Source organism: Streptomyces boluensis (assembly GCF_009908195.1).
Taxonomy (GTDB): Bacteria; Actinomycetota; Actinomycetes; order Streptomycetales; family Streptomycetaceae; genus Streptomyces; species Streptomyces boluensis.
In genome coordinates this window covers 1-11,508 of record NZ_JAAAHS010000250.1, presented here as the reverse complement: position 1 = coordinate 11,508, position 11,508 = coordinate 1, and the positions used below count along the sequence as shown (strand labels likewise).

The 11,508-nt window shown below is 71.7% G+C and carries 10 protein-coding genes; 3 read left to right on the top strand and 7 right to left on the bottom strand.

The genetic code is table 11. The features are described from left to right. The 3 genes from GUY60_RS25885 to GUY60_RS25875 form a co-directional block, all read right to left on the bottom strand. Positions 1 to 605: maltokinase N-terminal cap-like domain-containing protein (locus GUY60_RS25885; RefSeq protein WP_161701949.1), on the bottom strand; the 605-nt coding region annotated here is incomplete at its 3' end. Between the two features lie 57 nt (positions 606 to 662). Next, positions 663 to 1,868: an alanine--tRNA ligase-related protein gene (locus GUY60_RS25880; RefSeq protein ID WP_161701947.1), complete on the bottom strand. Its 1,206-nt coding sequence runs from the start codon at positions 1,866 to 1,868 to the stop codon at positions 663 to 665. A 246-nt stretch (positions 1,869 to 2,114) separates the two neighbouring features. Then, the gene (locus GUY60_RS25875; protein WP_161701945.1) at positions 2,115 to 3,293 is read right to left on the bottom strand and encodes a hypothetical protein; all 1,179 of its coding nucleotides are present in this window, start codon (positions 3,291 to 3,293) and stop codon (positions 2,115 to 2,117) included. A gap of 443 nt (positions 3,294 to 3,736) precedes the next feature. Here GUY60_RS25875 and GUY60_RS25870 point away from each other — a divergent pair, with 443 nt between their 5' ends. From GUY60_RS25870 to GUY60_RS25860, 3 genes are all read left to right on the top strand, one after another. Further along, complete coding sequence (locus GUY60_RS25870; RefSeq protein ID WP_312866423.1) at positions 3,737 to 4,492, top strand: cupin domain-containing protein; 756 nt, start codon at positions 3,737 to 3,739, stop codon at positions 4,490 to 4,492. A gap of 235 nt (positions 4,493 to 4,727) precedes the next feature. Then, the gene (locus GUY60_RS25865) at positions 4,728 to 6,008 is read left to right on the top strand and encodes a cytochrome P450 (protein ID WP_161701943.1); all 1,281 of its coding nucleotides are present in this window, start codon (positions 4,728 to 4,730) and stop codon (positions 6,006 to 6,008) included. A gap of 15 nt (positions 6,009 to 6,023) precedes the next feature. Next, a complete protein-coding gene (locus GUY60_RS25860) occupies positions 6,024 to 6,248 on the top strand; it encodes a ferredoxin (RefSeq protein ID WP_188132911.1) in 225 nt (74 codons plus the stop codon). Between the two features lie 95 nt (positions 6,249 to 6,343). Here GUY60_RS25860 and rbsD read toward each other — a convergent pair whose 3' ends face one another. From rbsD to GUY60_RS25840, 4 genes are read right to left on the bottom strand one after another with little or no spacing between them, the layout of a single operon-like run. After that, positions 6,344 to 6,733 (bottom strand): D-ribose pyranase, encoded by a 390-nt coding sequence (gene rbsD, locus GUY60_RS25855; protein WP_161701941.1) that lies wholly within the window; start codon positions 6,731 to 6,733, stop codon positions 6,344 to 6,346. A 52-nt stretch (positions 6,734 to 6,785) separates the two neighbouring features. Next, complete coding sequence (locus GUY60_RS25850; RefSeq protein ID WP_161701939.1) at positions 6,786 to 8,753, bottom strand: ABC transporter permease/substrate-binding protein; 1,968 nt, start codon at positions 8,751 to 8,753, stop codon at positions 6,786 to 6,788. Further along, a complete protein-coding gene (locus tag GUY60_RS25845) occupies positions 8,743 to 10,335 on the bottom strand; it encodes a sugar ABC transporter ATP-binding protein (RefSeq protein ID WP_312866422.1) in 1,593 nt (530 codons plus the stop codon). Before GUY60_RS25845 ends, GUY60_RS25850 begins: the two co-directional genes overlap by 11 nt. Further along, the gene (locus GUY60_RS25840; protein WP_161701936.1) at positions 10,332 to 11,393 is read right to left on the bottom strand and encodes a LacI family DNA-binding transcriptional regulator; all 1,062 of its coding nucleotides are present in this window, start codon (positions 11,391 to 11,393) and stop codon (positions 10,332 to 10,334) included. Before GUY60_RS25840 ends, GUY60_RS25845 begins: the two co-directional genes overlap by 4 nt. Positions 11,394 to 11,508 lie beyond the last annotated feature (115 nt).

Here is an 11,508-nt window from a genome sequence, read left to right as displayed (position 1 = left end):
TGTATAAGAGACAGCGGTACGAGTACGCGGCTGATCCACAGCTCCACCCCCGCCGGGCCACCCGGCCCCGCGGCGGTCCGTACGGCGATCACGGTGCCGTCGGCCGTGTCGGACGCGGACAGTGACGCGACCCCGACCCCGACCCCGACTCCGACCCCGGTGCCGAGCACGGGGCCGTCGCAGTGCGCCACCACCGACGGGTCAGGCGTGTCCGTCTCGCTCTGCGCCTGCGCCTCGGTACGCCCCTGCAACAGCGCGAGCACCTGCGCGAGGACGACCGGGTCGCGCGAGCCGTCGTACACCCAGCGTGTGCCGAGCACTCCGTGCTCCAGCGTGGTGATCAGCCCGTCCTCGGCTCCGTCGAGCGGTGCGCCGCGGTAGGACAGCGGGACGTGGTACGTGACGGGGTGCTCGCCGGACGTGTCGGTGACCACCATGAACTCGATGCCCACCTCGCCCTCCGGGTCGTCGAGCCGGAACCCGCCGACCTTGGCGAGTTCCGGGACGCGCGCCGCCTCCCCGGCGAACCACGGCCGCGTGGGCAGCCAGTCGGTGAGGAGTTCCAACTTGGTGGGTTTCAGGGTGGTTTGGTGAATGAGAGCCATGCCGCTTGAATATCACCTTCGCCCCCTGACTCCCGGTCCCGACTCTCGCCCGTGGCCTCACCTCTCGCCGAGCAGCCCGCCGTCGACCAGCTCGCGAGGCAGCCCGTGGGTGTCATGCAGGTAGGCGTAGTCCTGCTCGGTCAGCGGGCCCCGGAACTCCCGCCGGGACAGCACCCGCCGCCCCCGTTCCAGGAGCCGCCCGAACCGCTGCTCCTCGGCCCGCAGTTGCTCCAGGACCGGGCCGCTGCCCAGGCTCTGCCGGAAGTGGTCGAGGGTGTGCTCGACCAGTTCCACCGGCAGATCGGACACCGTCCGCGACGGGTCGTCGCGCCACAGCGTGGTCAGCAGCCTGCGCGTGAGGCGGCGCAGCACATAGCCGCGTCCGGTGTTGGACGGGCGTACGCCGTCGCCGAGCACCACGATCCCGGAGCGCAGATGGTCACAGACCAGGCGCAGCGACGGCTCGTCGACCTCCCACAGACCCGGTACGAGCCGCCGCCACGGCTCGAAGAGGTCGGTGTCGTACACGGAGGTCCGCCCCTGCAGCACGGTCACAAGCCGTTCCAGGCCCATGCCGGTGTCGACGGACGGCCGCTCCAGGGGTTCGAGGCGGCCGTCCTCGTACCGCCTGAAGCGCATGCTGACGTGGTTCCACAGCTCGACCCAGCGGGGGTCCGTCGTCGGTGTGCCCTGTGGTGGGGTGCCCTCGGGGTCCGTCCAGACGAACAGCTCGGAGTCGGGGCCGCAGGGCCCGGTCGGCCCGTTGGACCACCAGTTCTCTTCCCGCGTCGACTCCACGGGGAGGCCCAACTCGGCCCAGGTGCGCAGGGATTCGGTGTCCGGGCCCAGCTGGTCGTCGCCGCCGAACACGGTGGCGTACATCCGGCCGGTGGGGATGCCGAAGCCGTCCCTGAGCAGTTCGAAGCCCCAGCGCAGGCTCTGCTGGTGGTCGTAGTCGCCGAGTGACCAGGAGCCCAGCATCTCGAAGACGGTCAGATGCGAGGAGTCGCCGACCTCGTCCAGGTCGGTGGTGCGCAGACAGCGCTGCACGTTCACCAGGCGACGGCCGAGCGGGTGCGGGCGCAGCCCTTCCAGGTACGGGGTGAGCGGATGCATGCCCGACGTGGTGAACAGCACCGGATCGCCGGGCGGCGGCAGCAGTGAACTCCCGTTCAGGGGCCGGTGCCCGCGCTCCTCGAAGAACTCGACGAACGTACGCAGCGTGTGCTCGGTGCTGAGTGTGGTGCCGGTCTCGGTGTTCATGGCAGTGGCCCTTCGGGTCGAGGAGACCGGAAAGGCCACGAGCGCGAGAAGAAGCGGGGGAGCCCACGACGCACCGGCGAACCGTTTCCGGTCGCCGGGGGAGTGGTGGAGTGGGTCAGGCGGCGGCAACCGGCGAGCTGGTCGCTCGCGCGGTCGCGGTGCTGATGCGGACACTGACCTTCATACGTTCCACGCTAACAGGGGGCGTGGACGGCCCTCATCCCCATTTCGCCTACTTCATTTCGGCTACTTACGGGGCCGCTGCTTCGACACGTCCCTGAACCGTCCAAGGGCGGTGGTGAGCGTGCTGAACGGGGAGCCGTCCTGCTTCACGGACGGGTCCGTGGGCAGCGGCGGCACGGGCCCCGCGCCGGGGCCCTCGGCCAGCGCGGCCTGCGCGCGTTCGGCCGCTTCCCGGTACAGGTCACGGGACTTGGTCATCGCGTCGAGGGCGTCCGCGTACTTGGTGACAAGCTCACGCGTGCGGGCCAACTCCTCCTCGACGGTGAGGAGATGCCAGCGCTGCCGCAACTGCTCGACGGCGCGCGCCGCGTCCGGGCTGAGGCTGCGCGGCAGTCCGGCGAACGCCGTGATCTTCTCGACGAGTTCGGTCGGCTCGGAGCCGTCGAGGAACACGCTGCGTACGGCGAACGCGTCCGCGTCGTACGCCGAGTTCGACGGCGACGTGGGCAGGACGACGGCCCCACCGCGCGGCACCCGCACGTCCAGGTCCTTGATGGCGTGGTTGACGATGTGGAGCTGCTCCGGCGAGGCCCGGTGCTCCACCACACGGTGCCGCAGGCCCGGCGGCAGGAACGCGGTCAGGGAGCGGCGGCCGAGGGTGTCGGGGGTCATCGCCTCGTGCACGACGACATGGATGTTCCAGCTCTGCCGGGCGCAGGACTTCAGGAGGCGGCGCATCTCCTTGTCGTCCTCGGGCAGCGCGTTCGGCGCCCGCAGCCGGGGGCCCGGCACGGTGTCGTGGTCCCAGGCCGTGCTGTCGACATCGGGCCAGAACACGGTGGCGGGCGACAGCCACTCCAGGTCCCAGGTCCGCTCCGCCTCCGCGGCGAGCACCCAGCCGACCACCGCGTCGTCGCGGCGCCGCCCGGCGGAGTCGTACGTCGTCAACTGCGCGCGCACCGTGATGTCTTCGTCCACCCGCCAGCGGGCCTCGAAGACCCGGCGGGCCGTCGGTTCGGGCGGCGCCGTGTCCTCGCTCTCGAACGGGTCGGGCATCCCGCCCACCTCGGCCGCGGAGGTGTCCGCGGGGGCCAGATCGAGGTAGTCGTCGATCACCCCGGCGGCCTTGAGTGCGATGAGGTTGCGCCGGACGTCCTGCTCGGGCGAGGGCCCGAGGTGGCGCCCGTGGCCCAGCCAGGTGGTGGCGGGCGCGGCGGTCACGGAGGAACTGGTCTTAGGCATGGAGTCGTTCTGTGCGGGGTCGGGGGGAAGCCCCCAGTATGGTGCAGCCGCCCCGCCGGGGATACGGCGAGGGTGGGCGCCGGTCAGGGTTTCCGCGCCCGTGTCACGGTACGGGCGAGATGTCGCGACCGCGGTGAGCTGCGGGTACGTGGGATCGGCGGTACGTGTGCCGGTCGGCGGGCGCACCTGGCGCCCGGTTGTGCGCGCGGCTGGGCTTCGGCGATCCGTTCAAGGGGTCATCCGGCCAGGGGGCGTCCGGCCGGCGGGGCGTCCAGTTGCCTGCCGATTGCCTGCCGGTCGCCTGCCGGGTGGCTGCCGCGCCGGTCCGTACCGGGGTCGCACCGTTGACCGTTGGGCGCCCACGCCTTAGGTTCCCGGTGCAGAAAGCGCTTGCCGTCGGCTGTCGAGGCGCCGAGGGGCCGAGGGATCGAGGGGGACCCGTCGTGACGTACCGCGTGGAGTCGGCGTACGGCGGTCCCGGTGCGGGCGCCTTCGACGGGCTGCCCGGCGGCGTGGCCGTATCGCACCTCAGCGTGTACGACTGGCCGGCCGCGGACGGGTGCCGCGGTGGCACCCCGCACCTGCATCTCACCTGTAGCGAGGGGTACGTGGTGACGGCGGGGCGCGGTGCCGTGCAGACGCTCACCACCGCCGGGTACGCCGAGACGCCGCTCGCGCCCGGCACGGTCGCCTGGTTCACGCCCGGCACCGTGCACCGGCTCGTCAACGAGGGCGGCCTGCGCATCGTCGTCCTCATGCAGAACAGCGGCCTGCCCGAGGCGGGGGACGCCGTACTCACGCTGCCGCCGGAGTACCTGGCCGACCCGCGCGCGTACGCCGAGGCGACCACGATCCCCGCCGACGCACCGCGCGCCGAGCAGGAGCGGGTGGCGCGGGCCCGCCGCGACCTCGCCGTCGAGGGCTACCGCGCGCTGCGCGCGGCGCGGGGCCCGGACGCGCTCGCCGCGTTCCACGCCGCGGCCACCGCGCTGGTCCGCGACCGCCTCGACGACTGGCGCACACGCTGGGAACGCGGTGCCGCCGCCGCGGCCGCCGAGACCGGGCACCGGCTCGACCGGCTCGCCGCGGGCGACTCCGGGACCCTCGCCGACGCCACGGTGCACGCCGAACAGCCCGTGGAGCAGGGCAAGTTCGGGATGTGCGGCCTGCTCGACGTGTACCCCTTCGCCCGCCCGTAGCGCGCTGTGCGGTATTCCGGCCCTTACTTACGTGGGGATCCGGCCGCCGCGAACCCGGCCGGGGCCACGCGCGCCGGGTCGTTGACCAGCCAGGAGCGGGAGGCCAGGCTTCCTGTACGGCGTAAACCGGCCAGTGGTGGGTGCGAGTGATCTGGCCGGTGTTGCCGTGGACGTTCTAGATGCCTGAGGCATCGAATGGTTCCGGCAGGACCGGCCGAACGCTTGCGAGGTCAGCATGACGGAAGCACTGAAAGCAGCCGACGTAGTGGAAGTAATCGAGACAGGGGGAGCAGAGGGAGCAGGGGGAGCGGCCGAAGGCAGCGAGAGGGCCGAAGGTGTCGCGTTCCCGCAGGACCGCACCTGCCCCTACCACCCTCCGCAGGCCTATCAACCGCTGCGCGACGCACGGCCGTTGGCGCGGGTCACGCTGTACGACGGACGTTCCGTGTGGGCCGTCACCGGGCACGCCGCGGCGCGTGCGCTCCTCGCCGACCAGCGGCTCTCCTCCGACCGCGACACCGACGGCTTCCCCATGCCCAACGCGCGTATCGCCGCCATCAAGAACCGGCGCGTCGCCCTGCTCGGCGTCGACGACCCGAAGCACAACACCCAGCGCCGCATGCTGATCCCCAGCTTCTCCGTCAAGCGGATCGCCGCGCTGCGGCCCCGGATCCAGGAGACCGTCGACCGGCTCATCGACGCGATGGAGGAGCGCGGCTCCAGCGCCGAACTGGTCGAGGCCTTCGCGCTGCCCGTGCCGTCCATGGTGATCTGCGCGCTCCTCGGCGTGCCCTACGCCGACCACGACTTCTTCGAGGAGCAGTCGCGGCGGCTGCTGCGCGGGCCCGCGGCGGCCGACGTGGAGGCGGCGCGTGACGAACTGGACGCGTACTTCCTGTCGTTGATCGACGACAAGCTCAAGAACCCCGGTGACGGGCTCCTCGACGACCTCGTCGCCCAGCAGCTCGCCGCGGGCACCGTGGACCGCGAGGAACTCGTCGCGCTCGCCACGATCCTGCTCGTCGCCGGGCACGAGACCACCGCGAACATGATCTCGCTCGGTACGTACACCCTGCTCCAGCACCCCGACCAGCTCGCCGCCCTGCGTGCCGACGACAGCCTGATGCCCGACGCGGTGGAGGAGTTGCTGCGCTTCCTGTCCATCGCCGACGGCATCCTGCGGGTGGCCAAGGAGGACATCGAGGTCGAGGGGGGCGACACCATCAAGGCGGGCGACGGCGTGGTCCTCTCCACCTCGCTGACCAACCGCGACGCCGACGTGTACGACGCCCCCGACGCGCTCGAATGGCACCGCGGCACCCGGCACCACCTGGCCTTCGGCTTCGGCATCCACCAGTGCCTGGGCCAGAACCTCGCCCGCGCCGAGATGGAGATCGCGCTGCGCACCCTGTTCCGGCGGCTGCCGGGACTCGCGCTCGCCGTACCGGCCGAGGAGATCCCGTTCAAGCCGGGCGACACGCTCCAGGGGATGCTTGAACTCCCCGTCATCTGGTAGGAGTTGAGGCTGATCATGGCACCGGAGACAGCGCGGGAGACGAACGTGCGGGTCCACATCGACAGAGACCGTTGCATGGGCGCGGGCATGTGCGCGCTCACCGCGCCGGGCGTGTTCACCCAGGACGACGACGGGCTCAGCGAAGTGCTGCCCGGCCGCGCCGACGGCAACGGCGACCCCCTCGTACGCGAGGCGGTACGCGCCTGCCCCGTACAGGCCATCTCGCTCGACGAGGCCTGAGAACGAGGCCTGAACCACCCACAGGTACGAAAGGGTCCGGTGCCGACCGCGCGAGGTCGGCACCGGACCCTTTCGTACCCACGGAACCGCCGCCGCTAGAAGAACACCCCGCAGCGCAGCAGCACGTTCGCGTACGGGCGGGCCTCGCCGGTGCGTACCACCAGGCGGGCGCCGGAGGTCAGCCGCTTCAGCTCCTCGTGCGGTACGAGCCGCAGTTCGGGCAGGCGGGACTCGACGAGCGCGGCCGCCTCCGGGTTGGCGGCGCGTATCTCATCGGCGGCCGTGCCGCCCTCGATCACGAGCTCGTCGAGCAGCCCGTCGAGGACCTCAGCGAAGGACGGCGTACCGGCCCGGAAGGCCAGGTCGACCACGCGCGGACCGTCCGGGATGGGCATGCCCGCGTCGCAGACGAGTACGCCGTCGCCGTGCCCCAACTCGGCCAGGGCGCCCGCCAGTTGGCGGTTGAGGATGCCGGAGCGCTTCACCGCGCCACTTCCTTCCGTCGGGCAGCCGGGTGGCCGGTCGTGCGGGGGCGGGTCACCGGAAGTCCGCCACGTTCTTCGAGGTGACGACCTTCACCGGCACCTTCACCGCCTCGGTGACGTCCTTGCCGTCCGCGGCCCGGATCGCGTTGCGGACCGCGATCTTGCCGATCTCCGCGGGCTGCTGCGCGACCGAGGCGTACAACGTGCCCGCCTCGACCGCCTTCAGCCCGTCCGGGGTGCCGTCGAAGCCGACCACGGCCACCGACTTGCCCGCCTTCGCGCCGAGCGCCTTGACCGCGCCGAGCGCCATCTCGTCGTTCTCCGCGAAGACTCCGTCGACGTCCGGGTGCGACTGGAGCAGGTTCGTCATGACGTCGAGGCCCTTGGTGCGGTCGAAGTCCGCGGGCTGCTTGGCGACCACCTTGATGTCCGGGTACGCCTTGATGCCCTCGGCGAAGCCCTGCCCGCGCTCCCGGCTGGCCGAGGCGCCCGGCGTGCCCTGGAGCGAGACCACGGTGCCCTTGCCGCCGAGCTTCTCGGCGAGCGCCTTGGCCGCCTGCCGCCCGCCCGCCACGTTGTCGGACGCGACCAGGGTGGCCGTCTCCGCCTTGTTCACGGCACGGTCGGCTGCGATCACCGGTACGTCGGCCTTGTTGGCGGCCCGTACCGCCGGGCCCACCGCATCCGAGTCGACCGGGTTGACGACGATCGCGCCCATGCCCTCGCCGCTGAAGTTCTGCAACTGGTTGGCCTGCTGCGACGGGTCGTTCTGCGCGTCCGTGACGGTCAGGTCGATGCCGGCCTTCTTGGCCTCGGCCTGCGCGCCGTCCTTCATCTGCACGAAGAACGGGTTGTTCAGCGTCGAGAGCGACATGCCGACCTTCGTCGTCGTACCGGCCGGACCGGACTGGAACAGCGACATCGCGCCGAGCACCGCCGCCACCACGACCGCCGCGAGCGCCAGCTTGAGCGCGCCGCGCTTACCGCCCGTACCGCCGGCCGCGCCACCCGCACCCGCACCACCGGCACCCGCGCCCGCGCCGCCACCGGCCTTGCGGCGCACCGTGTCGAGGAGCACCGCGAGGGCGATGACCACGCCGATGACGACCTGCTGCCAGAACGCCGACACGGAGAGGAGGTTGAGGCCGTTGCGCAGCACCGCGAGGATCAGCGCGCCGATGAGCGTGCCCGAAGCCTTGCCCACGCCGCCCGCGAGGCTCGCGCCGCCGATCACGACAGCGGCGATGGCGTCCAGCTCGTACCCCTGAGCGGCCTGCGGCTGCGCCGAGACGAGGCGGGAGGCGAGCACGATGCCCGCGACGGCGGCGAAGAGACCCGACAGGGCGTAGATGACGAGCTTCTGCCGCTTGACCCGCAGGCCGGAGAGGCGGGCCGCCTCCTCGTTGCCGCCGATCGCGTACATGGAACGGCCGATGTACGTACGCCCCAGGATCAGCGCCGTGAGCAGACCCGCGGCGATCATCACCAGGACCGGCACCGGCAGCCAGCCGCCGAGCGTGTCACCGAGCACGGAGACCGAGTCGGGGAACGGGATCGGGCTGCCCTGCGAGATCACCAGGGACAGACCGCGCCCGATCGACAGCATGGCGAGCGTCGCGATGAACGGCGGCAGCTTCCCGTACGAGATGAGCGCGCCGTTCACCAGGCCGCAGGCGATGCCGGTGACCACCGCGAGGAGAACCGCGATCCCTACCGGTATGCCCTGTGAAGTGGCCGTCCAGGCAAGGACGGTGGCCGAGAGCGCGGCCACCGAACCGACCGACAGGTCGATGCCCGCCGCGACGATCACGAAGGTCACACCGAACGCGAGGATCGCGGTCACCGCGGCCTGGACGCCGACGTTGAGGAGGTTCTGCGTGGTGAGGAAGTCCCCGGAGAGCAGCGACATCGCCACCACCAGGACGATCAGCGCGCTGAGCGCGCCGTTGTCGAGCAGGAAGCGGCGGACCGCTCCGGCGCCACCCGCGCCCGTCGTGCTCTTGAGCGTGTCAGCGGCCATCGGAGTCCTCCACTACTGCGTGTGCGTCGTCGTTCTTGTCGCCCGAGCCGGTGGTGCCGGTGTCGGTGTCGGTGCTGTTCGGGGCGGTGACGGCGAGGGCCATCACCGCGTCCTGGGTCGCGTCGTCGGCGCTGAGTTCGCCGGCGATCCGGCCCTGCGCCATCACCAGGACGCGGTCGCTCATGCCGAGCACCTCGGGCAGATCGCTGGAGATCATCAGGACGGCGTGCCCGGACGCGGTCAGCTCGTTGATGAGCTGGTAGATCTCGACCTTGGCGCCCACGTCGATGCCGCGCGTCGGCTCGTCCAGGATCAGCACCCGGGACCGGGCGAGCAGCCACTTACCGATGACGACCTTCTGCTGGTTGCCGCCGGAAAGCGTCCGCACATGCTGGTCGAGCCCGGCCATCCGGACGCCGAGCCGCTCCGCCACCCCCGCGGCCGCGGTGCGCTGGCCGCGCAGGTCGACGAGCCCGGCACGGCTGGCCGAGCGCAGCGTGACCAGACCCAGGTTCTCCTGCACCGAGGCGTCCAGGACCAGGCCCTGGCCCTTGCGGTCCTCGGGCACCAGACCGATGCCCGCGCCCATCGCCGCGTTCACGTCGTGCCGGGGCAGCCGCTCGCCATGTACGTCGACGGCGCCCGTGTCGTACGGATCGGCGCCGAACACCGCCCGCGCCACCTCGGTACGCCCCGCGCCGACGAGCCCCGCGAGGCCCACCACCTCACCGGCGCGCACCTCGAAGCTGACGTCATGGAACACGCCGTTCCTGGTCAGCCCGCGTACCGCGAGCAACGGCCGCTCCCCGTCGGCCTCCTGGGCGGTGCCGCGTTCGCGCGGGTACTGCTGCTCGATGCTGCGGCCCACCATCAGGCGGACGAGTTCGGCCTCCGGCGTGGACGCCGGGACCTGCTCGATGCTGCGGCCGTCGCGCAGCACCGTGACCCGGTCGCCGAGCGCCGCGATCTCCTCCAGGTGGTGGGTGATGAACACGATGCCGACGCCGTCCTCGCGGAGCCTGCGCACGATCGCGAACAGCTTCTCCACCTCCTCGGAGGTGAGCACCGCGGTCGGCTCGTCCATGATCAGTACGCGGGCGTCCAGGCTGAGCGCCTTCGCGATCTCCACCATCTGCAGCCGTGCGATGCCCAGTTCACGCACCCGGGTCCGCGGCGACACGGCGACCCCGACCCGGCTCAGCAGCTCGGCCGCCTCGGCCTCCATGCGCTTCCGGTCGACGAGACCGAAGCGGCGCGGCTGCCGGCCCAGGAAGATGTTCTCGGCCACCGTCAGATCGGGCACCAGGTTGAACTCCTGGTAGATCGTGGCGATACCGAGCGCCTCGGCGTCCTGCGCACCGTGGATGCGCACCTCACGCCCCTCGGCCAGGATCTTCCCGGAGTCCGGCCGGTACGCGCCGGACAGCATCTTGATCAGCGTGCTCTTGCCGGCGCCGTTCTCGCCGAGCAGCACATGCACTTCGCCGCGGCGCAGGTCGAAGTCGACGGAGTCGAGCGCGACGACGCCGGGAAATGTCTTGCGTATCCCTTCGATACGCAGCAACTCGTCGGGATGACTCACGGGTTGCTCCTCTTTCGGGGACGGGACGGGCGGGTCGTGCGGGTCGTGCGGGCTTCCTCGGACGGCGGCGGCGCGCCGCACGAACGGCGTACCACCAGCCGTGCGGGCAGCGTCAGGGACCGCGCACGGCGGCCCTCGATCAGCGCGACGAGCGCGCGCACGGCCGCCCGGCCGAGTTCACGCGTCGGCTGGGCGATGGCCGTGATCGGCGGATCGGTGTGCACGAACCAGGGGATGTCGTCGAACGCGGCGAGCGCGATGTCGTCCGGCACGACGAGGCCGTGGGCGCGCATCGCGTCGAGCGCGCCGAGGGCCATCAGGTTGTCGGCGGCGAACACCACGTCGGGCGGCTCGGGCAGCGCGAGGAACGCCTCGGTGGCCCGCCGTCCGCTCGCGACCTGGAAGTCGCCCTGGCCCACGTACTCCTCGGGCAGTTCGAGGCCGTACTCGCCGAGCGCGGCGCGGAAGGCGTCGACGCGCTCGCTGCCGGTCGTGGTGGCGGCGGGGCCCGCGATGATGGCGAGCCTGCGGTGGCCGAGCCCGTGCAGATGGGCGACCAGGTCACGGATCGCGGCCCGGCCGTCGGCCCGTACGACCGGAACGTCGACGTCCGCGATCCAGCGGTCCACGAACACGGTCGGTGTGCCGGTCCGCGCCGCGTCCAGCATCTGCGGCGAGCCGCCGTCGGTGGGGGAGACGAGCAGCCCGTCGATGCGCCGGTCGAGCAGGGTGCGTACGTGGTCGTCCTGGAGCCGCGGCGATTCGTCGGCGTTCCCGATGATCACGCTGTACCCGAGCGCCCGCGCCTCCTCCTCGACGGAGCGGGCCAGTTCGGTGAAGTACGGGTTCATCACGTCGCTGATCACCAGGCCGAGGGTGCGGGTCTGGGCGGTGCGCAGGGAGCGGGCGACGGCGTTGGGCCGATAGCCGAGCTCCGCCACGGCGGCGAGCACCCGCGCGCGGGCGTCCTCGCTGACGGACGGGTGCGCGTTCAGCACGCGCGAGACCGTGGCAGCGGACACACCCGCCGCGGCAGCGACATCCTTGATGCCCGCCATCTCGGGACCACCTCTTCGTGGGCTCCGTGGAATCGATTACACGGAGGATTGGAAACGATTACACGAGGCGTGGGCAAGGGGGTGCGGGGGAGCGAGATTCAATTGTGATGTGGGG